The 25,923-nt window shown below is 63.2% G+C and carries 22 protein-coding genes; 11 read left to right on the forward strand and 11 right to left on the reverse strand.

Annotation, left to right across the window (positions count from 1 at the left end; genetic code table 11):
• Positions 1 to 4 precede the first annotated feature (4 nt).
• Positions 5 to 1,030, reverse strand: coding sequence for a protease SohB (gene sohB / locus G559_RS0108055; RefSeq protein WP_028627738.1), 1,026 nt, complete (start codon positions 1,028 to 1,030; stop codon positions 5 to 7).
• Between the two features lie 211 nt (positions 1,031 to 1,241).
• Between sohB and G559_RS0108060 the strand changes: the two genes are divergently transcribed.
• The 4 genes from G559_RS0108060 (at position 1,242) to G559_RS0108075 (ending at position 4,401) form a co-directional block, all read left to right on the forward strand.
• Positions 1,242 to 1,952, forward strand: a complete 711-nt coding sequence (locus tag G559_RS0108060) for a histidine phosphatase family protein (protein ID WP_028627739.1) — start codon at positions 1,242 to 1,244, stop codon at positions 1,950 to 1,952.
• A 60-nt stretch (positions 1,953 to 2,012) separates the two neighbouring features.
• Entirely contained in the window at positions 2,013 to 2,327 is a 315-nt protein-coding gene (locus tag G559_RS0108065) for an SCP2 sterol-binding domain-containing protein (RefSeq protein WP_028627740.1), read from the forward strand.
• 210 nt (positions 2,328 to 2,537) lie between these two features.
• Positions 2,538 to 3,608: a phosphotransferase family protein gene (locus G559_RS0108070; protein ID WP_028627741.1), complete on the forward strand. Its 1,071-nt coding sequence runs from the start codon at positions 2,538 to 2,540 to the stop codon at positions 3,606 to 3,608.
• 25 nt (positions 3,609 to 3,633) lie between these two features.
• Positions 3,634 to 4,401, forward strand: a complete 768-nt coding sequence (locus tag G559_RS0108075; RefSeq protein ID WP_028627742.1) for an SDR family oxidoreductase — start codon at positions 3,634 to 3,636, stop codon at positions 4,399 to 4,401.
• A 160-nt stretch (positions 4,402 to 4,561) separates the two neighbouring features.
• Here G559_RS0108075 and G559_RS0108080 read toward each other — a convergent pair whose 3' ends face one another.
• Entirely contained in the window at positions 4,562 to 5,212 is a 651-nt protein-coding gene (locus G559_RS0108080) for a hypothetical protein (protein WP_028627743.1), read from the reverse strand.
• 100 nt (positions 5,213 to 5,312) lie between these two features.
• On the opposite strand from G559_RS0108080, the gene G559_RS0108085 reads away from it, so the two are divergent.
• A complete protein-coding gene (locus tag G559_RS0108085) occupies positions 5,313 to 6,092 on the forward strand; it encodes a TSUP family transporter (protein ID WP_028627744.1) in 780 nt (259 codons plus the stop codon).
• Here the strand turns inward: G559_RS0108085 and nudC are convergent.
• The 3 genes from nudC to G559_RS0108100 are packed head-to-tail and all read right to left on the reverse strand — an operon-like array spanning position 6,066 to position 9,431.
• Positions 6,066 to 6,899, reverse strand: coding sequence for an NAD(+) diphosphatase (nudC, locus tag G559_RS0108090; protein ID WP_028627745.1), 834 nt, complete (start codon positions 6,897 to 6,899; stop codon positions 6,066 to 6,068). The genes G559_RS0108085 and nudC overlap by 27 nt on opposite strands.
• 1 nt (position 6,900) lies before the next feature.
• Positions 6,901 to 8,580 carry a hypothetical protein gene (locus G559_RS0108095; protein ID WP_028627746.1) on the reverse strand — a complete coding sequence of 560 codons (1,680 nt, stop codon included), beginning with the start codon at positions 8,578 to 8,580 and terminating at the stop codon, positions 6,901 to 6,903.
• 38 nt (positions 8,581 to 8,618) lie between these two features.
• Complete coding sequence (locus tag G559_RS0108100; protein ID WP_028627747.1) at positions 8,619 to 9,431, reverse strand: crotonase/enoyl-CoA hydratase family protein; 813 nt, start codon at positions 9,429 to 9,431, stop codon at positions 8,619 to 8,621.
• A gap of 219 nt (positions 9,432 to 9,650) precedes the next feature.
• Here G559_RS0108100 and nhaB point away from each other — a divergent pair, with 219 nt between their 5' ends.
• Positions 9,651 to 11,153: a sodium/proton antiporter NhaB gene (gene nhaB, locus G559_RS0108105; RefSeq protein WP_028627748.1), complete on the forward strand. Its 1,503-nt coding sequence runs from the start codon at positions 9,651 to 9,653 to the stop codon at positions 11,151 to 11,153.
• Here the strand turns inward: nhaB and G559_RS0108110 are convergent.
• The 5 genes from G559_RS0108110 to G559_RS0108130 all read right to left on the reverse strand — a co-directional run bounded on the left by G559_RS0108110 (position 11,137) and on the right by G559_RS0108130 (position 16,865).
• The gene (locus G559_RS0108110) at positions 11,137 to 12,498 is read right to left on the reverse strand and encodes an amino acid permease (RefSeq protein ID WP_028627749.1); all 1,362 of its coding nucleotides are present in this window, start codon (positions 12,496 to 12,498) and stop codon (positions 11,137 to 11,139) included. The two genes, nhaB and G559_RS0108110, sit on opposite strands and share 17 nt — an antisense overlap.
• A gap of 20 nt (positions 12,499 to 12,518) precedes the next feature.
• Positions 12,519 to 14,774: an Orn/Lys/Arg family decarboxylase gene (locus G559_RS0108115; protein WP_028627750.1), complete on the reverse strand. Its 2,256-nt coding sequence runs from the start codon at positions 14,772 to 14,774 to the stop codon at positions 12,519 to 12,521.
• Between the two features lie 104 nt (positions 14,775 to 14,878).
• A complete protein-coding gene (gene dnaQ, locus G559_RS0108120; RefSeq protein WP_028627751.1) occupies positions 14,879 to 15,616 on the reverse strand; it encodes a DNA polymerase III subunit epsilon in 738 nt (245 codons plus the stop codon).
• A 40-nt stretch (positions 15,617 to 15,656) separates the two neighbouring features.
• Entirely contained in the window at positions 15,657 to 16,100 is a 444-nt protein-coding gene (gene rnhA / locus G559_RS0108125) for a ribonuclease HI (protein WP_028627752.1), read from the reverse strand.
• The gene (locus G559_RS0108130) at positions 16,101 to 16,865 is read right to left on the reverse strand and encodes a methyltransferase domain-containing protein (protein WP_028627753.1); all 765 of its coding nucleotides are present in this window, start codon (positions 16,863 to 16,865) and stop codon (positions 16,101 to 16,103) included. It lies immediately after the preceding gene.
• 61 nt (positions 16,866 to 16,926) lie between these two features.
• On the opposite strand from G559_RS0108130, the gene gloB reads away from it, so the two are divergent.
• Both gloB and G559_RS28680 read left to right on the forward strand, forming a co-directional pair.
• Positions 16,927 to 17,706: a hydroxyacylglutathione hydrolase gene (gloB, locus tag G559_RS0108135; RefSeq protein ID WP_028627754.1), complete on the forward strand. Its 780-nt coding sequence runs from the start codon at positions 16,927 to 16,929 to the stop codon at positions 17,704 to 17,706.
• 98 nt (positions 17,707 to 17,804) lie between these two features.
• A complete protein-coding gene (locus tag G559_RS28680; RefSeq protein ID WP_036997144.1) occupies positions 17,805 to 19,391 on the forward strand; it encodes a LysM peptidoglycan-binding domain-containing protein in 1,587 nt (528 codons plus the stop codon).
• A gap of 95 nt (positions 19,392 to 19,486) precedes the next feature.
• Here G559_RS28680 and G559_RS0108150 read toward each other — a convergent pair whose 3' ends face one another.
• On the reverse strand, positions 19,487 to 20,929 hold the full coding sequence (locus G559_RS0108150) for an HDOD domain-containing protein (RefSeq protein ID WP_171016513.1): 1,443 nt from the start codon (positions 20,927 to 20,929) through the stop codon (positions 19,487 to 19,489).
• 236 nt (positions 20,930 to 21,165) lie between these two features.
• Here G559_RS0108150 and G559_RS0108155 point away from each other — a divergent pair, with 236 nt between their 5' ends.
• Genes G559_RS0108155 through G559_RS0108165 form a run of 3 tightly spaced genes read left to right on the forward strand, consistent with a single transcriptional unit; the run spans position 21,166 to position 25,922 of the window.
• A complete protein-coding gene (locus G559_RS0108155) occupies positions 21,166 to 22,992 on the forward strand; it encodes an extracellular solute-binding protein (protein ID WP_028627756.1) in 1,827 nt (608 codons plus the stop codon).
• Positions 22,989 to 24,836 (forward strand): extracellular solute-binding protein, encoded by a 1,848-nt coding sequence (locus tag G559_RS28685; protein WP_036997146.1) that lies wholly within the window; start codon positions 22,989 to 22,991, stop codon positions 24,834 to 24,836. The genes G559_RS0108155 and G559_RS28685 overlap by 4 nt, the downstream gene beginning before the upstream one ends.
• Positions 24,837 to 25,922 carry a microcin C ABC transporter permease YejB gene (locus G559_RS0108165; RefSeq protein ID WP_028627757.1) on the forward strand — a complete coding sequence of 362 codons (1,086 nt, stop codon included), beginning with the start codon at positions 24,837 to 24,839 and terminating at the stop codon, positions 25,920 to 25,922.
• The last annotated feature ends 1 nt before the right edge of the window (position 25,923 follow it).

A 25,923-nucleotide genomic window follows, 5' to 3' on the forward strand; every position in this document is an offset into this window, starting at 1 on the left:
GGGCTCATTGCCAGAAACGCTGCTGGCTGAGGCGTCCCCACCAGTTCAGCAGCACTCGATCGATGGCCACACTGGCGGCAAGGCCGACGCGCTCCTGCAAGCTTTTGCGCGCCGCATAGTGCAGGTGGAACAGCTCGGCTTCCTTGGCGCGTTCAGCCAGGTACTCGTCGCTGGTGCGCAGTTCGTCCACCAGTTGCTTCTCCAACGCCGCCATGCCCAGCCAGACCTCGCCCGTGGCGATTTCGGCCATGTCCAGCTGAGGTCGGTAGCGACCGACGAAACCCTTGAACAGCTCATGGGTGGTCTCGAGGTCTTCCTGGAACTTCTGCCGTCCCTTCTCGGTGTTCTCACCAAACACAGTGAGGGTGCGCTTGTACTCGCCGGCAGTGAGCACTTCGAAGTCGATATCGTGCTTCTTCAGCAAGCGGTGCACGTTGGGCAGCTGCGCCACGACGCCAATGGAGCCGATGATGGAAAACGGCGCGGCAAGGATCTTCTGGCCGATGCACGCCATCATGTAGCCGCCGCTGGCAGCCACCTTGTCCACACAGATGGTGAGCGGCACACCGGCGTCGCGAATACGGGCCAGTTGCGACGACGCCAGGCCGTAGCTGTGCACCATGCCGCCGCCGCTCTCCAGGCGCACCACCACCTCGTCCTTGTCCGTGGCCATGGACAGCAGTGCAGTCACTTCATGGCGCAGGTGATCGGTGGCCGAGGCCTTGATATCGCCATCGAAGTCCAGCACGAAGACCCGCGACTTCTGCCCTGCCGACTTCTTCGCCTGTTTCGCCGCTTTGGCTTCGGCCTTGCGCAGTGACTTCAGGCGCGCTTTGTCCAATACCGAGTGCTCCAGGCGCTCGCGCAAGTCCTTGTAGAAATCGTTGAGCTTGCGGACATCCAGATGGCCGCTGGCCACGCGCCGGTTGCGGCCACGCAGTGCGGCAATAGCCGCCAGCACCACCAGGATGGCCACCAGCACGGTTACCGTCCTGGCCAGAAAGCCTGCATACTCGGCAAAGAATTCCACGTGTATCCCCCTTGTCATCCCCGCTGGCGCCAGCCTTTCGGCGGCGCAAAGACCAGCAAGCATAACGGCGCGAACCCCTGCTCGCCAGCGAGCTGAAACGTCTGCATAAACAGTGGGAATGCATTCAAACAAGCGTATGTTTTTTCGTTGACAGGCCTAAGGCTTCCTCATACCCTCGCGGAACTTTCAACCTCGCGGGACGGCAGCGTACGTGGGCAGCATCTACCTGATTCGACATGGCCAGGCTTCCTTCGGTGCCGACGACTACGATGTGCTTTCGCCCATTGGCATTCGTCAGGCCGAGATACTTGGTGAGCATCTCGCCCGACTGGGCCTGCGCTTCGATCGCTGCTACAGCGGTGACCTCCGTCGCCAACAGCACACGGCACAATCCGCCCTGGCGCAATTCAGCGCTACCGGCCTGACAGCACCCGCCATCGATATCGACCCGGCCTTCAACGAGTTCGATGCAGACGCGGTGATCCGCGCCCTGCTCCCCGACCTGCTGCCGGAAGAACCCGAAGCCTTGCACGTCTTGCGCAATGCCGCGCAAAACCGCGCCGATTTCCAACGACTGTTCTCCAAGCTGATCCTGCGCTGGGTCTCAGGCGCCCACGACAAGCCGGGGCTACAAAGCTGGCTGGAGTTTGTCGAGCAGGTTCGCGGAGGCCTGGAACGCATCCTGGCCCAGGCGGACAGCAAACAGAACATTGCCGTATTCACCTCCGGCGGCACTATCACCGCCCTGCTCCACCTGGTTGCCGGCATTCCGGCCGAAAGCGCCTTCGGGCTCAACTGGCAGATCGTCAATACCTCGCTCAACCGTCTGAAGTTCCGCGGTAGCGAGGTGACCCTGGCTTCCTTCAACAGTCATGTGCATCTGGAACTGTTGAAGGCGCCGGAGCTCATCACTTATCGCTGAGCCCGGCCCATTGCGGCTGGAACAAGCCGCTAGAAAAAACCCTAGAAAAAGGAAAACACCATGACCAACGTTGCTGACATCGTCAAAACCATGCAGTCCAAGTTCAACGCCGGTGCCGCCGCTGGCCTGGATCTGGTATTCCAGTTCAACATCGAAGACGGCGACAACCACTACCTGGTGGTCAAGGACGGCACCTGCGACGTACAACAAGGCGACGCCCCGAACCCGAACGTCACCCTGATCATGGACAGCGCTACCCTGAAGGGTATCACCAGCGGTGAAACCGACGGCATGCAGGCCTTCATGGCCGGCAAGCTGCGCGCCGAAGGCGACATGATGCTGGCCATGAAGCTCGGCGAACTGTTCCCGGTCTAAGCTTTTCCCGCGAAAAGCCATGCACCAAGAAACCGGAGTCCATGGGCTCCGGTTTTTTTTCGCCCAACACAAGCGGCACGGGCGAATCAGGCAGCCTGATTGTGCTGCAACACCTTTGTCTATAACGGCTCGTTCGGCTTGTGACGCCCCTGAGGCGGCATTAGATTAGCGAATAGTCTCGGGCCCCCATCATAAGTAGAAGGGATAAGCATGACGCTTACTGATCAGTCCACCCGTATCCGCGAAGGCGAAGAGCTCGACGCCGCCGTTATCGACCAATACCTCAAGGCCAACATTCCCGGCCTGGAAGGCACCCCGAGCATCAGCCAGTTCCCTGGCGGCGCCTCCAACCTGACCTACCTGCTGGAATACCCCAACCAGGAGTTCGTGCTGCGCCGCCCTCCCTTCGGCCACAAAGCCAAGTCCGCACACGACATGGGCCGCGAGTTCCGCATCCTCAACCAGCTCAACGCCGGTTTCCCGTACTGCCCCAAGGCCTATGTGCACTGCACCGACGAATCGGTGATCGGCGCCGAGTTCTACGTGATGGAACGGGTCAAGGGCGTGATCCTGCGCGCCGACCTGCCGGCCGACATGACGCTCGATGAAGGCCAGGCCCGCGAACTGTGCCTGAGCTTCATCGACAAGCTGGTGGAACTGCACAACGTCGACTACAAGGCCTGCGGCCTGGGCGACCTGGGCAAACCGGAAGGTTATGTGCAGCGCCAGATCGCCGGCTGGACCGACCGCTACGAGAAGGCCCTGACCCCGGACGCCCCGACCTGGGAACCGGTCAAGGCGTGGCTGCGCGACAAGATGCCGGCCGACCACCACAAGCCGGCCATCGTCCACAACGACTACCGCTTCGACAACGTGATCCTCGATCCGAACAACTCGATGGAGATCATCGGGGTACTGGACTGGGAACTGACCACCATCGGCGATCCGCTCATGGACCTGGGCAACACCCTCGCCTATTGGATCGAAGCCAAAGACCCGGCCCCCGTGCAGTTGATGCGTCGTCAGCCGAGCCACCTGCCAGGCATGTTGACCCGCCAGGAGTTCGCCGACTACTACGCCGAGCGTGCCGGCCTGCCGCGCATCGACAACCTCGACTTCTACTTCACCTACGGCCTGTTCCGCCTGGCCGGCATCGTGCAGCAGATCTACTACCGCTACTTCCACGGGCAGACCCAGGACAAGCGCTTCGCACAGTTCATTCACATGAACAAACTGCTGGAGCAGATGAGCCTGCAAGTCATCAACCAATCACGGCTGTAAACCGGCTTACAACAAGGGGAACCCCATGTCCAAGACCCATCTGTTCGACCTCGACGGCAAGATCGCCTTCGTTTCCGGCGCCAGCCGCGGTATCGGTGAAGCCATTGCCAAGCTGCTGGCCCAGCAAGGCGCCCACGTGATCGTTTCCAGCCGCAAGATCGAAGGCTGCCAGGCCGTTGCCGACGCCATCATCGCCGAAGGCGGCCAGGCCACCGCCATCGCCTGCCACATCGGCGAAATGGAACAGATCCAGAGCGTCTTCGCCGAGATCCGCGAGAAGTTCGGCCGCCTCGACATCCTGGTCAACAACGCCGCCACCAACCCACAGTTCTGCAACGTGCTGGACACTGACCTGTCGGCCTTCCAGAAGACCGTGGACGTGAACATCCGTGGCTACTACTTCATGTCCATCGAAGGCGGCAAGCTGATGAAGCAGAACGGCGGCGGCAGCATCATCAACGTCGCCTCCATCAACGGCGTTTCCCCCGGCGAGTTCCAGGGCATCTACTCGGTGACCAAGGCCGCCGTGATCAGCATGACCAAGGTCTTCGCCAAGGAATGCGCCCAGTTCGGCATTCGCTGTAACGCCCTGCTCCCGGGCCTGACCGACACCAAGTTCGCCTCGGCCCTGGTGAAGAACGACGCCATCCTCAACGTCGCCCTGCAACGCATCCCGCTCAAGCGCGTCGCGGACCCAAGCGAGATGGCCGGCACCGTCCTCTACCTTGCCAGCGATGCCTCCAGCTACACCACAGGCGTTGCGCTGAACGTCGACGGCGGCTTCCTTTCCTGAGGATATCGCCCATGAATAAGGGAGCCCGAGGGCTCCCTTTCTCGTTATTGCGCATAGCACCGTAAGATGGGTAGAGCGGAGCGAACCCCATGCAGTCACGGGCGATGGGTTGCTCAGGCGCGCGGAGCGCCACCCGCCCCCTACCGCTTGCAGCCCGGAATCAGCGCCAGTCCTTCAACGCTTCCTTGGCCACCTGGTTCAACGGCTGAGCCAGCAGACCTGTGGGCGACAGGCTCACGGAATAGACGGCTCCATCGGCCATTGGCAGATAGGTCACCCGCTGCGCCTCAGGCACGAACAGGAAGAAGTCGCGCTGGGCCAGTCGCAACCAGCGCCACAGATCAACGCCGTATGGACTCGCCGCCAATTGCACGCGAGGATGCTGGGCCAGCGCCTGCTGTTCGATGGCGAGGAAGCGCCCCGATAGTCGCTCCAGGCGATAGCCCGGTTGCAGACCGAGCAACTCACCCAGGCCTTTCCACTTGAACAGTCGCGCATCCAGTTGCCAGAGGTCGCCATCCAGCAACACCTCACGCTCGGTGCCGCCCTCCAATAGCGTGACCTGGTAGCTCTGCGGGCCCGTGGACTTGAAGTTCAGGGTCACCAGCGGCTTGTCTTCAGGCAGTGCGTTGTAGCTCCACAGGTCCTTGGCTACCAATGCCACCAGCAGCGCCAGAACCAGGAACGCCAGGCCGCAGGTACCGCGAAGCCAACCCAGAAACCAGCCGCGATCGAAGAGGATACGTCCCGCCACCACCGCGACCAACACTGCCAGCAGGGCGGTTGCCCAGGCCAGGCCGTCATACTGCATGGAGCCCATTCCTTATGCGTGAAAATGCCGGCATTATGCGCAACTCCCCACGCCGCAGCCACAAGCCACGCGGCAGTTGTAGACACGGACCTCGTTTTCCATGCCATTCCCCATTGAGCTGGCGGTCGATCCCGCCACACTGGCGATTCTCGCCGCTGTCGCGTTTCTTGCCGGATTCATCGACGCCATCGCCGGTGGCGGCGGACTGCTGACCATCCCTGCCTTGCTTACCGCCGGGCTGCCACCGCACCTGGTACTGGGCACCAACAAACTCTGCGCCACCTTCGGCTCGGCCACCGCCAGCTTCACCTTCTATCGGCGCAAATTGTTCGATCCCGGCAAATGGCGCCATGCGCTGATTGCCACCGCCATCGGTGCCGCCCTGGGCGCGGTGATCGCCCATTGGCTTCCCGCCGCCTGGCTCAACCAGATGCTGCCGGTGGTGGTCTTCGGATGCGGCCTTTACCTGCTGTTCGGCAAGACCCCGGACGTGGCGCATAGCCAGGATGCTGTCATCCCTCGCGGCCGCCAGTGGCCCCAGGGCCTGGGCCTCGGTTTCTACGACGGTGTCGCCGGCCCGGGCACAGGTGCCTTCTGGACCGTCAGCAGCCTGCTGCTCTACCCGCTGGACCTGGTACGCGCCAGCGGCGTCGCCCGCAGCATGAACTTCGTCAGCAACGCCATGGCCCTGGTGGTCTTCATCGCCGCAGGACAGGTGGCCTGGGCGCTGGGCATCAGCATGGGCGTGGCATTGATGGCAGGCGCTTTCCTGGGTGCGCGCACCGCCATCAAGGGCGGCGCCAAGTTCATCCGCCCGGTGTTCATACTGGTGGTATTGGTGCTGACCGCGCGCCTAGCGTGGCAGCACTGGATCGGCTGAGCCGAGGCGCCGCGCCACGTAGAGATCGATGAGGTAACGCGCGATGGAGCGCTGCGCCGGCAAGGGCGGCAGCGCATCCACGGGGAACCAGCGGGCATCTTCTATCTCACCCGGTTGCGGCACGATCTCGCCGCTACGGTATTCAGCATGGAAACCGAGCATCAGCGAATGCGGGAAAGGCCAGTTCTGGCTGGCGATGTACTGGATATTGCCGATTTCCACGCCGACTTCTTCCCGCACCTCGCGGGCCACGCACTCCTCCACCGACTCGCCCGGTTCGACGAAGCCGGCCAGTGTGCTGTAGACGCCGCTGACGAAGCGCGGAGAACGCGCCAGCAAAAGCTCATCACCACGACTGACCAGCACGATCATGCTCGGCGACAGTCGCGGATAGTGGTGGACTTCGCAACTCGGACAGCGCATCGCCCGCTCGCCCGCAACCGGCTCCATGCGCTGGCCGCAGCTACCACAGAAGCGGTTCTGGTCAGCCCAGGTTCCAATCTGACTGGCATAGCCGAGCATGCGGAAGACATCGGGATCACCCTGCAGCATGACCTGGCGCAGGCCCTGCCAATGGCAACCAGGCACTTCAGCCGGATGGGCCAATTCAAGCAGGTAGATGGAATCGCCGTCGAAGTGGCCGATACCATGCTCGGCCAGCACCGGCAGTTCCTGGCGCTTCAGCCACTCACGTGGGAAGAGCACGCCGTTGCTGTCGGTGAGAAACTGCTGGCGACAATGGGCCACCGCCCAGCCTCCAGGCTTGGAGACATCCAGCAGGCCCGAATGCCAGCGTTCACCAGTCATGTCAGGCTGCCACTGGCAGGCCCAGGGCCCGCACACTGTTGGCAGCCAGGTCGAGGACGTCGACCTGGAAGCCACGGCGCATGCCGGCACCGCCTTCGAGGTAGTACTCAAGGCTGGTCAGGGCATCCGCCAGGGTTTCCAACATCTGCTCCGAAGGCATGAGAGAGGTCTCCAGCATCTGCTGTTGGATGTACTCGGCACAGGCACCGACCAAGGCAGCAGCACGCTCCTGACCAAGGAACCAGAGTCCTCCGCGAACGGCCTGCAGGCTCACCGGCACGTTGGCCAGATGCGGTTTTTCGCCGTTGGACTCCAGGTAGGCGGTAATGGCGCGCTTGGCCAGGGCGAGTCCGGCCTGGGCTTCGTCCAGTACCACGATACGCGCTTCGGCCAATTGGTGGTTGGCAAAGGATTCCGCCTCGTGTCCCGGTTCAGCCACCAGCCGCGCCCCCCGGCGCTCACCACTGTCGAGACCGGCCACCATGCTTTCCACATAGAGCACGGCATCGGCCAGCTTGAGCAACTCGCTGGACTCGACCGGCGCGCTTGCGCTCCAGGCGGCAACCATCGGCAATTGCGACTGCAAGGCGTTGCCGGGGGAGTTCAAGCCAACCATGACCAGGGTCTTGGCCAGCTTGCCCAGCAGGGTATGAAGACTCTCGAAGGACTCGCTCGGCGCAGTGCCACGCTCGATCAGGTCGATCATGTCCTTGACGCTGTTCAGCTCTTCGAAGATGGCCGAGGACAGCGAACGCATCACCGCCTGCCCCGGCCCTGACAGGCGCTGGTATTCCTGCTCCAGGAGCTGATCGGAGAAAGGTAGCGCGGTCATGCCGAAGACTTCGCGCAGCTCGCGGGAGCGCGGCCCCTGACTGTCGGCGAGCGCCACCAGGTAGAGGAGTTCTTTCTGCAAGCTGCGTGGCGCCTCGTAGGCCGAGTTGGCCAAAAGCAGCTTGAGCTCTCGGTCCAGGCGCGAGAACAGTTGCTTGCGCGACTTGCGCGCCAGCAACTGGCCGTCGAGCTGCGACTCGATGGCCGCCGCGCCGATCCAGCAGAGACGGCCACGGGACTGCTCGGCGAACAGGCGCTCCAGGCCACCCAGGGCGCGCTCCATCATGCGCAGGGCACTGGGCACCTTATGCCCCCGCAGGAAGCCAAGCAGACCCTGCTGGTAGGCTTGACGGAAACGTCGGGCCAAAGCCTCCGGATCGGCACCCGCAGGCAAACTGCATGCAGTCGCCCCTTGGCGCGTCTGGTCCAGGCGCACGCTGAAAAAATAGCTTTCCGGCAGCGGCGGCTGGCCGCCGGCCTGGCGCAAGTCATTGATCGCCGGTAGCAGCAGCTCAGGCATTTCCTGGCGGTGCACATCCAGGTTTTCCAGGTAGCGACGCAGCACGTGCAGCGCATTGCTCTGGGCCGCCAACTGGACGTCGCGCTCCTCACCGGCCCCGGCGGGAATGTCCGTAGCCTGGTCCAGCAGCTCCTGGGCCAGCAGTTCAGCGCCGGTCAGCTCAATCAGTTTGAGTGTGCCACGCACCTGGTGCATGGCCTCCACCGCCTGCTGCAACAGGCTGCCATTCTGGCGTTCGGCGATGAACTGCTCGAGGCTCTGTTCAGCCTGCTCCATGGTGGCGAACAACTCGTCGCGCACCAGCCCCAGCGAAGTGACTCCGGTGACCATGCCTTAATGCGCCTCCCGCGCGAGTGTGCGGTAGCGCATCAGTCAGCGAACTCTGGCTTCTGTTTGCTCATGTGGGCTGCCATGGCCACGCGCAAATCGGCCGATTGCAACATGGCCGCGTTCCAGGTAGCGATGTACTCGAGGCCATCGTCGACGCGGTGGTCACGCATGTAGCGGATCATTTCCTTGGTGCCGCGCACTGCGATGGGGGACTTGGCGGCAATCTCGTGGGCAATGCCGAACACCCCATCGAGCAGGGCATCCTGATCGGCGTAGGTTCGATTGACCAACCCCAGGCGCTGGGCCTCCTCGCCCTGGATGGTGCGGCCGGTGTAGGCCAGCTCGCGCATCATGCCGTCACCGATGATCCGCGGCAGTCTCTGCAACGTGCCGACGTCAGCCGCCATTCCGATGTCGATTTCCTTGATGGCGAACTGCGCATCGACAGTCGAATAGCGCATATCGCAGGCGGAGATCAGGTCGATGGCACCGCCCAGGCAGTAGCCCTGGATAGCCGCGATCACCGGCTTGCTGCAGTTGTCGATCGCGTTGAACGAGGCCTGCAGTTCGAGAATCTTGCGGCGCAGGGCACGTGCGTTGCGACCGGCATCCGGACCAAGCTGGGCGCCGACCGAGGCCAGCATCATCAGGTCGATGCCGGACGAAAAATGCTTGCCCGCACCGGAAATCACCACCACCCGCACTTCGTCGTTGTCTTCGATCTCGCGGAATATCTCGACGATCTCTTTCCAGAAATCGGCGTTCATCGCGTTGATCTTTTCCGGACGGTTGATCTGCACATGGGCGATCTTGTCTGCCAACTCTACGCGGAAGGCTTTGTAATCAGGCACGGGACAGTCCTCGGCGTGCGCCACAGAAATGGAGTCGTTCAGGAAGCCCGGCAACTATAACAAGCACGATGTAAAAGTCGATGCTGCCCACTGTGACGCAGGCCACGCCATGCAACTGCCACTTCACATCGAAAACCGGGCTTAAACGCTTGATCTACAGGGACCGGGCTGGCACCTTCCCAGCGCCCTCCAACAATTAGAAGACCAAGGACAACCTCGATGCCCGCCTCGCCCGCCGCCGCACTCGGTCGCAACTTCCTCGGCAACTCGCCCCGTTGGTACAAGCTGTCGATCATCGCGTTCCTGGTGCTGAACCCGCTGGTGCTCTGGCTGTTGGGCCCCGTTCTGTGTTCGTGGCTGCTGGTGGGCGAGTTCATCTTCACCCTGGCGATGGCGCTCAAGTGCTATCCGCTGCTGCCCGGCGGCCTGCTCGTGATACAGGCCCTGCTACTCGGCCTGGCGACTCCCGACGCGGTGTACAAGGAGCTCGAGCACAATTTTCCGGTGCTTCTGCTGCTGATGTTCATGGTGGCGGGGATCTATTTCATGAAGGACCTGCTGCTCCTGCTGTTCTCTCGCCTGCTGCTCGGGGTGCGCAGCAAGAGCATGCTGGCGCTGATGTTCTGCCTGTTGTCGGCCTTCCTGTCGGCTTTCCTCGATGCCCTGACCGTGACCGCGGTGATCATCAGCGTCGCCGTGGGCTTCTACGCCGTCTACCACCGTGTGGCCTCCGGCAAGGGCGCGGGTGACGAGCACAGCCACGACTCCGACCATGAAGTGACCAGCGCCAGCCGTGAGGACCTCGACGCCTTCCGCGCCTTCCTCCGCAGCCTGCTGATGCACGCCGCCGTGGGTACCGCCCTGGGCGGCGTCTGCACCCTGGTGGGCGAGCCGCAGAATCTGCTGATCGGTCATGAGGCCGGCTGGCACTTCAAGGAGTTCTTCCTGCGCGTGGCACCGGTCTCGATGCCGGTGCTGGCTGCGGGCCTGCTGACTTGCGTGCTGCTGGAGAAGTTGCGCTGGTTTGGCTACGGCGCCGAACTGCCCGAGAGCGTGCGCCAGGTGCTGGCCCACTTCGACGATGAAGAAACTTCCCGACGCACCCAGTCCCAGCGCATCGCACTTATAGTGCAAGGCGCTGCTGCGCTGATCCTGATCCTCTGCCTCGCGCTGCACCTGGCCGAGGTGGGTCTGATCGGCCTGCTGGTGATCGTGCTGATCACCAGCCTCAACGGCGTGACCGATGAACACCAGATCGGCCGCGCCTTCCAGGACGCCCTGCCCTTCACCGCCCTGCTGGTGACCTTCTTCGCGGTGGTGGCGGTCATCCAGCAGCAGCACCTGTTCACCCCGATTATTCACGCGGTGCTGGCACTGCCGGCGGATGAGCAGCCAGGCATGTTGTTCATCGCCAATGGCCTGCTCTCGGCCATCAGCGACAACGTCTTCGTCGCCACCATCTACATCACTGAAGTGAAGAACGTGCTGGACTCCGGCGGCATGACCCGCGAGCACTTCGACACCCTGGCAGTGGCCATTAATACCGGCACCAACCTGCCCAGTGTGGCGACCCCCAACGGCCAGGCAGCCTTCCTCTTCCTGCTCACCTCATCCATCGCACCGCTGGTGCGCCTGTCTTACGGACGCATGGTGTGGATGGCACTGCCCTACACCATCGTGATGGGCGTGCTCGGCTGGTGGGCAGTCAGCCACTGGCTCTGACGGCGGCGTCCGCCTGTACCCGGTTGCGCCACTGGCGCCAGGTGTAGAGCGGGATACCGGCCATCAGCACGAGGAAGCCCCAGAAGATGGCCTGCTCGCCGGTGCCATACAGGGCCCAGATGGAGTAGACGAAACCCAGCACGCCGATGGCCACCAGCCGCCCACGTTCGCCTTCGGAGAAGTCGCCGGGTTTCACCGCCAGTTGCTGCAGCAGGGCGGCGGTGCAGAAGGCATACGGCACGACGCCCGTCATGGTGCCGAGCAGGATGATCACGTTGAACACGTCCACCAGGTCGCCCTGGCCATCCACCAGCACCAGCGCGGTGACCAGCACCCCGGAAATCAGCAGGCCATTGGCCGGCACGCCGTGCTTGTTGGTCTTGGCCAGGGACTCCGGCAGCAGGCCGTCACGGGCGGTGGCCATGGGGATCTGGCCCTGCAGCAGGACCCAGCCGTTCAGCGCACCGAGACACGCGATCACCGCACCGCCGGCCACCAGGTGGTAGCCCCACTCCCCTACCAGCACCCGCGCCGCGTCGGCGAAGGGTGCGGTGGAGCGCGCCAGCACCTCGGGTGGCAACACGCCCTGCACAGCAGTGATGGAAAGGATGTACACGCCGGCCGCCACCAGGGTGCCGAATACCGTGGCTCTTGGGATGGTGCGCTTCGGGTTGTCCACGTGGTCCGCCGGCACGGTTGCCGACTCAAGGCCGATGAAGGACCAGAGGGTCAGCGCCGCCGTGGTGGCGATGGCCTGGGCGTAGCCAACCCCACCGGGAAGTTCGCTTGCCTCGGGTATTCGCAGGTACTCGGGATTGAAGGAAAACCAGCCCAGCACGCCCACCAGCAGCAGGGGCACCAGCTTGAGCACCGTCAGCAGGTTTTGCGCCAGGCCGAAGGCGCCGATACCGCGCAGGTTGATCAGGGTACAAAGCCAGATGGCGCCGATCGCCGTGGCCACCATCAGCACCGGGTCGCGCAAGGCCGGAATGAATACCTGCAGATAACCCACCAGCGTCACTGAGATGGCGGCATTGCCGATCCAGGCCGCCTTCCAGTAGGTCCAGGCACAAAGGTAGCCGGCGAAGTTGCCGAATCCGTCTCGCGTGTAGGCGTAAGGACCGCCCGCCGCCGGGCTGAGCCGCGCCAGGCGGGCGAAGGTGAGGGCGAGGATCACGGCACCAGTGCTAGAGATCAGCCAGCCGAACAGGCTGAGCCCACCGTAGGCCGCGAGGCTGGAAGGCAGCAGGAACACCCCCGAACCAATCATGTTGCCGACCACCAGCGCGGTGCAGGTCCAGAAGCCCATGCTGCGTCGCGCCTTCTCCCCTTCCCCAGTCGCCATCGCGTCCCCCGCTGGCCGATTTATTCCCTGATGCAGTCCACTGTATAGCAGCGACCTGTAGGACTTTCCTGACAGTGGAGGCCATGCACATCGATATCGAAGCCAGGGAAGCTCAGGTCGAAGATGCGCGCGAATTCCAGGTAATCGATTATTGCGCGGGTTTCCGGGGTGAAGCGCTCACCCGGCATGATCAGTGGTATGCCCGGCGGATAGGGCACCAGCATCACAGCCGCGATGCGCCCTTGCAGCTTGTCCAGCGGCACGGCCTCCACCTCGCCGCGCACCAGCTTGTCGTAGGCATCGGCGGGCTTCATCGCCAGCTCCGGCAGTTTCGTGTACATGCGTCGCAACGCTTTTGGCGTAGCGCTGTTGCGGTAGCAGGCATGCAGCGCGTCGCAGAGGTCACGCAACCCCATGCCGGCATAACGGGCCGCATGAGCGGTGGCGATCGAGGGCAACGCCTCGGCCAGGCTCTGGTTGGCGTCGTAGCCGCGCTTGAACTCCAACAGCTCAGTGAGAAGCGTGCTCCACTTGCCCTTGGTGATCCCCATGGAGAACAGCACCAGGAAGGAATAGAGGCCGGTCTTCTCCACCACCAGCCCGCGCTCCCAGAGGAACTTGCTGACGACGGCCGCGGGAATGCCCTGGTCACCCAGCTTGCCATCGGCCGTCAGGCCCGGCGTTACCAGCGTGACCTTGATCGGGTCGATCAGCACATAGTCTTCCGCCACATCGCCGAAACCGTGCCAATCGGCATCCGGGCGCAGTAGCCAGTCCACCGTGGCGACGCTGTCGGCGCCCTCCACCAGCGGCGGCTGCCAGATGCCGAACCACCAGTCGTCGGTCGTCAGGTTCTGTCGCACATTGGCCAGTGCCCGGCGAAAGCGCAGCGCCTCGTCGAAGGTTTCCTGGATCAGCGAGCGCCCGGCGGGACCTTCCATCATCGCCGACGCCACATCGAGCGAGGCGATGATGCCGTACTGGGGCGAGGTGGAGATGTGCATCATGAAGGCTTCGTTGAAACGATGCCGGTCCAGCTGGCGCGCGCCGCCATCCTGCACGTGGATCATCGAAGCCTGGCTGAACGCCGCCAGCAGCTTGTGGGTGGAATGGGTGGTGAACACCAGCGGCGAGCGTTCATCCCGGCCAGTACACATGCCGTAGCGCCCAGCGTAGAACTCGTGGAAGGCGGCGTAGGCGTACCAGGCCTCATCGAAATGCAGCACATCCACCGAGTCGCCCAGGGCCTGTTTGATCAGCTCTGCGTTGTAGCAGAGGCCGTCATAGGTGGAGTTGGTCACTACTGCCAGCTTGACCTTGGGCGCGCGGCCTTTGGCCAGGGGGCTGGCGTCGATTTTCGCCTGGATCGCCTCACGGCTGAACTCGCTGAGCGGGATCGGTCCGATGATGCCCAGCTCGTTGCGCTCCGGCGTCAGGTACAGCGGAATGGCACCGGTCATGATGATCGAGTGGACGATGGACTTGTGGCAGTTGCGGTCCACAAGCACCAGGTCATCGCGGCCCACCATGGAGTGCCAGACGATCTTGTTGGCCGTCGAGGTGCCGTTGATCACGAAGAACGTGTGGTCGGCACCGAAGTTTTGCGCTGCCCGCGCTTCGGCTTCGGCCAACGGACCGGTGTGATCGAGCAGAGACCCCAGTTCCGGCACTGAAACAGAAAGGTCCGAGCGCAGCGTGTTTTCGCCAAAAAACTGGTGGAACGCCTGGCCTACCGGGCTCTTGCGATAAGCGACGCCGCCACCATGCCCCGGCGTGTGCCAGGAGTAGTTGGACTGCGCGGTGTGTTCCACCAGGGCGCGGAAGAACGGCGGCAGCAACCCTTCCAGATAACTGCGCGCGGCGCGGGCTACCTGGCGTGCCAGGAAAGGCACGGTGTCTTCGTAGAGATAAAGCAGGCCGCGCAGTTGGTTGAGGTCGGCCATGGCCTCGGCCGGCGCATTCTCGATGGTCACCTGCTCGCCGAGGGCGAAGATCGGTAGCTGCGGCGCGCGCACCCGCGCAACGCGGATCAACTCCACCATGTCCTGCAACAGCCGCTGGTTCTCCCCGGCGCCTTCGGCAGCGACCAGGATGCAGGCGAGACCATGGTGGGTCGAGGCAACGATGCGCCCTTCGGCGGAGCTGGCGGTGGAGAGAATGGTGAAGCCTTCCTGCTCGAGCTCCCGGGCGATGCAGCGCACACGGTCGCCAGCAACGGTGTCGGCCTTGATGTCACGGTGGACGATGAGGACGGGGAACTTGAGCTCTTTATACATTGTGGCTCCCTGAGGGGCGGGCCTGCCCGCCTATGCCCTCAGGGTAGAAGCTCGTTCGCAGGGGCGGTACCCCTGCTGCCACTGCCTGTACGTAAAAGTCGCAATCAGGAAGCCGGCGGCGCGTCCATCTGAACCCAGAGCGCGGGTGAGCCGGCGGACTTTTCGATGGCCGCCAGGCGGGAAGCATGGGCAGCCAGCTCTTCTTCGCTGGCGCGGATCACTCGGCTGCGTGCGCGATCGGCCGGCAGACGGCGGATCGGCGAAGCCTGAGCACGACCACCGCCGCCGTCGCCACCATCGCCGGCGAGGGACAAGTTGGTCTGACCACCGGTCATCGCCAGGTAGACGTCGGCAAGGATCTCGGCGTCGAGCAATGCGCCGTGCAGTTCACGGTTGGAGTTGTCGACGTCGTAGCGCTTGCACAGGGCGTCCAGGCTGTTGCGCTGACCCGGATGGCGCTCGCGGGCCATCATCAGGGTGTCGAGCACCGTGCAGTACTCGGTGACGTCGCTGCGGTCGGACTGCCCCAACAGGGCGAATTCGTTATTGATGAAGCCGATGTCGAACGCCGCGTTGTGGATGATCAGCTCGGCGCCCTTGATGAATTCGAAGAACTCATCGGCAACATCCTTGAAGCGCGGCTTGCCCACCAGGAACTCGTTGGTGATGCCGTGTACCGCGATGGCGCCTTCATCCACCTCGCGATCGGGTTGCAGGTAAACGTGGAAGTGCCGCCCGGTGAGGCGCCGGCCTTCCATCTCGACGCAGCCGATCTCGATGACCCGGTGACCATCGGTAACCGGCATGCCGGTGGTTTCAGTGTCGAGGACTACATAACGCATGTTCAGAACCTATGAAGGAGATTGCCGCAAGGGCGGAATTCTAGCGGGCATTCAACTCAGCGACACCCCGATTGGCCAACTGGTCGGCCCGCTCGTTGCCGGGGTGGCCGGTATGGCCGCGCACCCACTGCCAGCGCACGTTGTGGCGATTCACCTGCTCGTCCAGGGCCTGCCAGAGATCGGCATTCTTCACCGGCTGCTTGGCCGCGGTCTTCCAGCCGCGCTTCTTCCAGTTGGGCATCCATTCGGTGATGCCCTGCATCACGTACTGGGAGTCGGTGATGATTTTCACCTCGCATGAACGCTTGAGCGCGACCAGCCCCATGATGGCGGCCATCAGCTCCATGCGGTTGTTGGTGGTATCGCGCTCGCCACCCCAAAGTTCGCGCTCGGCGCCCTTGTAGACCAGCAGCGCACCCCAGCCGCCAGGGCCAGGATTGCCCTTGCAGGCGCCATCGGTATAGATCTCGACCAGATCGCTCACTTATGCCTCATGTTTCGAATCGCACCGGCTGACTTTGGCCACCGGCATGGGAACCAGCTTGCCCATGGGCTCGCGCCGGGCCTGACGCAGTGGCCGCAAGCCGATCACCAGCTTGCGCGCCACCAATAGATAGAAGCCCGCACCGAATCCTTGTCCGGCGGCGCCCCAACGCTCCAGGCGGGCCAGGCGGGATTGCCAGGCGGCTGAAGCGAGCGGCGGACGATAGCACCCGAAGCGTCGTTTCTCCAGCGCGAACCCCAGCAGGTTGAGCCAGTCGTTGACCCGCGTTGGCGAGATGCAGCGCGCCTGGCGCAGGGCGTCGCGAGCGAAGAAATGGCGCACGCCCCAGGCACTCCATGGATTGACTCCGACGATGATCAGATGACCGCCGGGCCGCACACTGCGGGCAGCCTCGCGCAACAGGCTATGGGGAGAAAGACAGAAATCCAGGCCGTGCTGCAGCACCACCACGTCGGCGGCATGCTCGCTCAAGGGCCAGGCGGCCTCTTCGCAGGCGATTTCCACCCCCGGAAGGGGCGCCCCCAGGTGCACGCTGCGCTGGATCTGCTTGGCACCGGGCGGTAGTTCCGCGCGCGGGCCGTAATGCACCAGGTAACCGCCGAAGTAGCGCGCCAGTTCGTCCTCCAGCAACCGCTGCTCTTCGAACAGCATCAACCCGCCCAAGGGGCCTGCGAACCAGGAACGGGCCCCGGTGATCAGCTCGAGCCAGTCGGCATCGGCTTGAGCGAATGCTTTCTCGGTCATGGCAATCTCCTGCGTCAGAGCCCTAAGATGCTCCATTGCTCTCTGCTTGGCGACTCCCTTCATGATCCAGATCGATGCCCTCCCCGCCTTTTCCGACAACTACCTCTGGCTGCTGCAAGATGCCGAAAACCGTCGCTGCGCGGTGGTCGACCCAGGTGACGCCGGGCCGGTACTGGCCTGGCTTGAAGCCCATCCCGGCTGGCAGCTGACCGACATTCTGGTCACCCACCACCACCACGATCACATCGGCGGCGTGGCGCGCCTGAAGGAAGCCTGCGGCGCCCGCGTGCTGGGGCCGTCCCGGGAAAAGATCCCCTCGCGCGACCAGGCCTTGGACGAAGGTGACCGGGTACAGGTGCTGGGCCTGGAGTTCCAGGTGATCGAAGTCCCCGGCCATACCCTGGGCCATATCGCTTACTACCATGCGGACGCCACGCAACCGCTACTGTTCTGCGGCGATACGCTGTTCGCCGCCGGCTGTGGCCGTCTGTTCGAAGGCACCCCGGAACAGATGCACCACTCCCTCACCCGCCTGGCAGCGCTGCCGGTGGCCACCCGCATCTACTGCACCCATGAGTACACGCTCAGCAACCTGCGCTTCGCCAAGGCCGTGGAACCCACCAACCGCGCTACGGCCACGCGATTCGACGAAGTCACCCGGCTGCGCGAGCAAGGGGGGATCAGCTTGCCCTCTACCATCGCCCTGGAACTGGCCACCAACCCCTTCCTGCGGGTAACCGAAACATCCGTTAAACAAATGGCCGACGAGCGGGCCGGTCGGGATAACCCTACGCCAACCGAGGTCTTCGCCACCCTCCGAGCCTGGAAAGACCAGTTCTGAACAGTCGGTCAAGCTTTGGTGGACTGGTGAAAACTTGACCAACCATAGGTCGATTTCTAGAATCGCCGGACTTTTTTGCCGGAAAAACCTCACAGCCAATGTTATCTACGCCGATCAAAACCTTCGACCTGGATGCATTGGCACGAGCCGCGCGGGCGCTCGTGGTGGTGTGTGCGGTTACGCTTGCAGGCTGTTCTGGCATGGGCCAGAAGGACGATGACCAGGGCCGCGACACCGACCGCGCGCTGGGCATGAACCAGCAGCCCCAATGGCTGGAAGAAGCCGAAACCGAGCGCGAGCCCCAGGACATCTGGGAGCGCATGCGCAACGGCTTCAAGCTGCAGGATGAAATCGGCGTCAATCCGCGCATTGAGCGCCAGCGCCTCTGGTACGTCAGCAAGCCCTCCTTCCTGGAAAGCGCCAGCGAGCGTGGCAGCCTCTATATCCACTACGTGGTAGAGCGCCTGGAAGAACGCAACATGCCCCTGGAGCTTGCCCTGCTGCCGGTGGTGGAAAGCGCCTACAACCCCTTTGCCTATTCGCGCAGCCATGCCGTGGGCATCTGGCAGTTCATTCCGTCCACGGGCCGCTACTTCAACCTGCGCCAGACCAACTGGTACGACGGCCGTCGCGATATCACCGCCTCCACCAACGCCGCGCTGAACTACCTGGAACGCCTGCACGAGATGTTCAACGGCGACTGGCTGCTAGCACTGGCCGCCTACAATGCGGGCGAAGGCACGGTCAGCCGGGCCATCGAGCGCAACCAGAAACTCGGCCTGCCGACCGACTACTGGAACCTGCCATTGCCCAAGGAAACCCAGGATTATGTGCCCAAGCTGCTGGCACTATCGCAACTGGTGATGGCACCTGAAGCCTATGGCGTGAACCTCGATCCCATCGCCAACGAACCCTACTTCGAAGTGGTGGAAGTCAAGCAGCAGCGCCTCGACCTGTCGCAGGTGGCCGAGCTGGCCGACATGGAAGCCGACGAGATGTACCAGCTCAACCCGGCCTTCAAGAAACGCATCACCATGGACGGCCCGCAACACCTGCTGGTGCCGACCGAGAAGGCCGAGCTGCTCACCGCCAACCTCGCCCTGATGAAGCCCCAGGAACTGGTGGACTGGCAGCAGTACCGGGTGCGCAATGGCGACAGCCTGCACGGCATCGCCAACCGCTATCACGTAACGGTCAAGACCCTGAAGGAAATCAATGGCCTTTCCGGCAACCACCTGCGTGTAGGCCAGCAATTGAGCATTCCGGTCGAGCCAGGACTGAAACCCGGGCAACCGCTGTTCCAGAACGTCGCCAGTGCTCCTGCACCCGCCCCGACGCGCAGCCACAAGGTGAAGAGTGGCGACAACCTCTGGTCCATCGCCCGCGAGTACAAGGTGAATGTGCAGGACATCAAGCGCTGGAACCAGCTCAAGGGCAATCACCTCAAGGCCGGTCAGGTCCTGAAACTGCAAGGCGGCGCCCTTCAGGTCGCCAGCGCCAGCCAAGGCAGCACGTCCAAGGGCAAGGACCGTGAATCAGTGACCTATTACAAGGTCAAGCGGGGCGACTCCCTCTACCTGATCGCCAAGCGCTTCAACGTCGAGATGAAACACCTGCAACGCTGGAATCCGCGCAGTGGCACCGGCCTGAAGCCGGGCCAGACCCTGACCGTCTATCTGCCCTGACGCCCTCCACCCACACGGTGTAAATCGGCGTCGAGCAAAGCGCGACCCAGTATCACCTGCAGCCCCCCGCTGGGCCTCACGGCCCCTGACCGCGGCTATTTCTGCGCCATCGCCGCCAGGCACCGCCCCGCTGCCTGAGCGAAATGCTGAAATGCCACGAACTGCTCATGCCTGAGCGCCCGGCCAGAAAGTCGGCAATCGGCGTAGATCACCCCGATCTCGCGCTTGCCGGCCAGCAGTGGCGCGACGAAGAACATCCCCTGCCCCAGCCACTCGCGCATCGGGCGCGTCACCAGGTCGTTCAGGCTGTAACTGGCGGGAACGCCCATCCACAAGGTCTCGCGGGTACGCAAGACGTAGCTGAACAGGTTGGCCTGCTCGGGCAAGTCGGCCGGCAGGGCGAAGTCACTCAGCCACCGCTCGCTGCCCTCACCCACTGCGCGGCGCGCCGTGAAGCGACTGCGCTGGTCCGCCAGCACAGCCACCATTACCCGCTCTATCCCGGCCCCCCGGTGCAAGCCCTGAAGCAGGGTATCCAGCACCAGGTTGACGTCGGCCTTGCGCGACACCAGCATGCCGAGTTCCTGCAGGGCCTGCTGCATGACCAGCAGGTTGGGTTGAAGCAACTGCGCCTGGCGCTGCTCGCGCTGAACGCGAATCTGTTCCGGGTCGGTGTGGGGAATCAGGTGGCAAAGCTTGCTGGCGCCAAAGGTCGTCGCCACCTTGACCGCCTCATCGGCATTGGCCAGAACCTGCTGCAGCGCCTCCTCCCGACCGAGGCCCACCAGGCTGGCGAACTGCTCCACCAGTAGCGTCATGGCTGGAGAGTCCCAGCCCTGCAGGGCTGACTCACTGATGCGCACACCCAAGCTCACAGCCTTCACCGCCGGGTCGCTCTGGGACGAGCCGACGTGGGCGAGGCTCGCCAGTTCCCCCAGGTTCCAGCTACGCACCAGTCCCAAGGTCAGCTGGCGAAAACTGGTGCCCAGCACGTCGCGTACGGCCTGCTCTTCGTCGACCCCTGGTTGCGCCAAGGCTGCGGCCAGCTCATCGGCCTGATCGCCGCCACAGCCCCAGAACGCCAGCTCCCCCAGATTGTGCAGCAGGGCGGCAATGAATACCTCTTCCTGGCTGCGCGCCAACAGGTAGCCTGCAATGTTGCGTGCCTGCACCGCGGCATGGAAGGAACGCGCCAGGAGCGCCGGCAGTTGCTCCCGCGGGCCGCGAGTCAGCAGGCTGTCGATCAGGCTCACGGAGAGACCAATCAGGCGCACGTTCTCGAAACCGATCAGTACGATGGCGCGGGAGATCGTGCGGATCGCCTCCTGGGAGGGGTTGTAGTAGACGCTGTTGGCGACCTTCAGCACCTTGGAGGTCAGGGTCGCGTCACGCAGTAGCACATCGGCCAACTGCTGCACGGAGGATTTGTCCTGTTGGGCCATATGGTGCAAGTCCTGCACCACCGCGGCCAGGGCGGGCAATTCGGCCTCGTTGAACCGGTCTATCCATGACTGCAAACCATGGCTGCGTTCACCCAAGATTGGCACCTCTGCAAAAATTTCCGGATGGTGGCCAGAGTGCTGGCCAGCTAGCCGCAGGCTGGCCCTTTTTTCTTGCCTGTACAAGCTGTTACTGTACTTGCCAGCCGTCACCGCCGACACCCGCAGCGCGTGACCCCCGACACGATTTCGCCGGCCCGAGGCCCGCGCCTTCCCGCCAGCGAGGCCAGCGCCCATATGCCCGACACAACAGCCATGGATCGGACCCCCGCCTGATGCGTCGCCTTGCGTTCATGCTTATCGGCCTGCTGGCCCAACCCTGCTTCGCCAGCCTGATTGAAAGCCACGGCTATGCGCAGTTCGGCACCCTGAAGTACCCCGCCAACTTCGACCATTTCGACTGGGTCAACCCCAGTGCCCCCAAGGGCGGAACACTGCGGGTCATGGCCTTCGGCAACTTCGACACCCTCAATCCCTACACTTTCAAGGGCACCAGTCCGGTGGCCACGCCCAACTTTCTGCAGTACGGCGTCACCGAACTGAACGAGCCGTTGATGGTGGGTACCGGCCAGTACGACCCGTCCGGGGACGAGCCCGCCTCGAGCTACGGGCTGATCGCCAGGAGCGTCGAATACAGCGAGGACCGAAGCTGGGTGGTATTCAACCTGCGCGAGGAAGCCCGCTTCCACGACGGCAAACCGATTACCGCCTATGACGTTGCCTTCTCCTACCGCACGCTGGCCGAGAACGGCCATCCGCAATACCGCACCAGCCTGCAGGAAGTGAAGCGGGTCGACATCCTCAACCGCCACCGCATTCGCTTTGTACTCAAGCGCGCCGGCAACCCGCTGTTGATCCTGCGCCTTGGCGAATTGCCCGTTCTCCCCCAGCACTACTGGGAAAACCGCGACTTCAAGGCCACCACCTTCGAGCCCCCCCTGGGCAGCGGTCCTTATCGCATCACTCAGGTCCGGCCTGGACGCAGCCTGGTATTCGAGCGGGTCAAGGACTGGTGGGGCGAGAAATTGCCGGCCAACCGTGGCAAGTACAACTTTGATCGGGTCGAAGTGGAGTTCTACCGCGACAGCAACGTCGCGTTCGAAGCCTTCAAGGCTGGGGAGTTTGATTTCTACATCGAGCATCAGGCGAAGAACTGGGCCAATGGCTATCGTTTCCCGGCCATCGCCCGTGGCGACGTCATACGCGCCGAGATCCCGCACCAGATCCCGACCCAGACCCAGGCCCTGTTCATGAACACCCGCCGCGCCGTATTCAGTGACCGCAAGGTGCGCGAAGCGATGGGGCTGATGTTCGACTTCGAATGGACCAACCGTACCCTCTTCAACAACGCCTACATGCGCTCCACCAGCTACTACCCCAATAGCGAGTTCAGCGCCCAGGGCAAGCCCGAGGGGCACGAGTGGTTGCTGCTGTCCCCCCACCGCAAGGAGTTGCCGGAGTCGCTGTTCATCCAGCCGTTCCAGGTGCCCACCACCGAGGGTCGTGGCATCCCGCGGGAAACCCTTCGCCGCGCCCTCGGTCTATTGGCCGGAGCCGGCTGGAAGCTGTCCGGCCAGCGCCTGGTGAATGATCGTGGCCAGCCGCTGCGTTTTGAAATCCTGCTGGTCAACCCGAACCTTGAACGTATCCTCCAGCCCTATCGCGAAAACCTTGCCAGCATCGGCATCGACGTCAGCCTGAGGACCGTGGACCGCGCGCAGTACAAACAGCGCCTCGACCACTTCGACTACGACATGATCCTGATGACCCTGCCGCAGACCCTGAGTCCGGGCCTGGAGCAATACCTCTACTTCCACTCCAGCCAGGTGGGCGTGAAGGGCAGCAAGAATTACGCGGGCGTCGCCAACCCGGTGACCGACGACTTGATCGACAAGCTACTCGGCGCCCAGAGCCGCGACGAACAATTGGCCGCCGCGCGAGCACTCGACCGCACCCTGCTCTGGGAGCACTACAGCATCCCTAACTGGTACATCAATTATCACCGCCTGGCCTACCGCAACCGGTTCGCCTTCGTCACCACGCCGCCCTACACCCTGGGCTTGCGTGCCTGGTGGCTGAAGCCCACGGAGAACGCCCGATGAGCAAAACGCTGCGCAACCGCTGCCTGCAAGGTTGTGGCGCCCTGCTGCTGTCCCTGGCCGGCCTCGCCACGGCCGAGCCCAAGTACGCCATCACCCTGTATGACGAGCCTGCCAAGTACCCGGCAAACTTCACGCACTTTTCCTGGGTCAACCCGGAGGCTCCCAAGGGCGGCGTCCTGCGTCTCGCCGGCGTCGGCGGGTTCGACAGCCTCAACCCCTTCATTCCGCGGGGCAATTCGGCCGACCAGATCGGCCTGATCTACGACAGCCTGACCTTCCATTCCCCGGATGAACCCTTCACCGAGTACGGCCTGCTGGCGGAGCGGATCGAAAAGGCGCCGGACAACAGCTATGTGCGCTTCTACCTGAATCCCAAGGCGCGCTTCCACGATGGCCAGCCGGTGACGGCCGAGGACGTGATTTTCACCTTCAACATCCTGGTCGAACATGGCGACCCCATGTACCGCCACTATTACGCCGACGTGGCCAAGGTGGAGGCCGAGGACAGGTTGCGCGTGCGCTTCGACTTCAAGCACGCGGGCAATCGCGAACTGCCGCTGATCCTCGGCCAGATCCAGGTACTGCCCAAGCACTTCTGGGAAGGTCGCGACTTCGGCAAGACCGACCTCTCTCCGCCGCTCGGCAGCGGCCCTTATCGCATCGCCAAGGTGGACGCTGGCCGCTCCATTCGCTATGAGCGGGTCAAGGACTGGTGGGCCAAAGACCTTCCGGTCACGCGCGGTTACTACAACTTCGATGCGATAACCGTCGACTACTACCGCGACATGTCGGTGTCACTGGAGGCCTTCAAGGCCGGCCAGTTCGACTTCAACCTGGAGTACTCCGCCAAGGACTGGGCCACCGGCTACGAAAGCCCTGCCCTGCGCGCCGGCAAGATCATCAAGGAAGCCATCCCGAACCACAACCCGACCGGGATGCAGGGCTTTGCCTTCAACATTCGCCGACCAGCATTCCAGGACCGTCGGGTACGCGAGGCCATCGCTCTGCTGTTTGACTTCGAATGGGCCAACAAGCAGCTGTTCTTCGGCGCCTACAAACGCACAAGCAGCTACTTCGAGAACTCGGAGATGGCGTCCCACGAGATGCCTGATGCCGAGGAGCTGAAAATCCTCGAGCCGCTGCGTGACCAGGTGCCGAGCGAAGTCTTCACCCAGGTGTTCAAACCGCCGGTGAGTGACGGCAGCGGCATCATCCGCGACCAGAAACGCCGCGCTTACCAGTTGCTCATGGAGGCCGGCTACAAGATCGAGAACGACAAGATGGTCGGTCCGGACGGCAAGCCCCTGGCCTTCGAGATCCTCATCGCCCAGGCCAACCTGGAACGGGTGATCCTGCCCTTCAAGCGCAACCTGGCGGAGTTGGGCATCGATCTGCAGATTCGCCGCGTGGACGTTTCCCAGTACATCAACCGCCTGCGCTCGCGCGACTTCGACATGATCCCTGCCACCTGGGGGCAGTCCAGTTCGCCAGGCAACGAACAGATGGAGTTCTGGCACTCGCGCAGCGCCGACAGTGCTGGCAGCCGCAACTTCATCGGCTTGCGCGACCCTGCCATCGACAAGCTGGTGGAGGGCCTGATCCGCGCCGACTCGCGCAAAAGCCTGGTGAAACACGCCCGCGCCCTCGATCGGGTACTGCTCTGGGGTCACTATGTGGTGCCTAACTACTACGTCGACACCTGGCGCGTGGCCTACTGGAACCACTTCCAGCGCCCCGAAACGACGCCGCTCTATGACTACAGCCTGATGACCTGGTGGCAGAAACCGGGCACGGAAACTGCTAACGAGTCCGAGCAAGCCCCCTCCGAGCCGGATGCCCAGTAAATGCTCGCCTACATACTGCGTCGACTGCTGCTGATCATTCCCACCCTGTTCGGCATCCTGCTGATCAACTTCATCATCATCCAGGCCGCTCCCGGTGGCCCGGTGGAACAGATGATCGCCAAACTGGAAGGCTTCGATGCCGCGGCCGGTGGCGCCACCGGACGCATCTCCGGCGGCGGCTCGGAAGTGGCCACGGCCGGCTCGAACTACCGCGGCGCCCAGGGCCTCGACCCGGAACTGGTGGCCGAGATCGAGAAGATGTACGGCTTCGACAAGCCGGCGCCGGAACGCTTCTGGCTGATGATCACCAACTACCTGAAACTGGATTTCGGCAATAGCTTCTTCCGTGATGCCAAGGTCACCGACCTGATCATCGAGAAGTTGCCGGTATCCATCTCCCTCGGGCTCTGGAGCACCCTGATCATGTACCTGGTCTCCATACCCCTGGGGATCGCCAAGGCCGTGCGCCACGGCAGCGCCTTCGATGTCTGGAGCAGCACGGCGATCATCATCGGCTACGCCATTCCTGCATTCCTGTTCGCCATCCTGCTGATCGTGCTCTTCGCCGGCGGCAGCTACTTCGACTGGTTCCCCCTTCGCGGCCTTACCTCGAACAACTTCGACGAACTGAGCCTGACCGGCAAGATTCTCGACTACTTCTGGCACCTGGCCCTGCCAGTGACTGCGCTGGTGATCGGTAACTTCGCCACCCTCACCCTGCTGACCAAGAACAGCTTTCTCGATGAGATCAACAAACAGTACGTGACCACCGCCCGCGCCAAGGGTCTGTCGGAAAACCGCGTGCTTTACGGCCACGTATTCCGTAATGCGATGCTGCTGATCATCGCCGGTTTCCCGGCGGCCTTCATCGGCCTGTTCTTCACGGGATCGCTACTGATCGAGGTGATCTTCTCCCTCGACGGCCTGGGCCTGCTGAGCTTCGAGTCCGCGCTGAATCGCGATTACCCCGTGGTGTTCGGCACGCTCTTCATCTTCACTTTGCTGGGACTGGTCGTGAAACTGATCGGCGATCTCACCTATACCCTGGTCGATCCACGCATCGACTTCGAAAACCGGGAGGGTTGAG

The organism is Metapseudomonas resinovorans DSM 21078, from assembly GCF_000423545.1.
GTDB lineage: Bacteria > Pseudomonadota > Gammaproteobacteria > Pseudomonadales > Pseudomonadaceae > Metapseudomonas > Metapseudomonas resinovorans.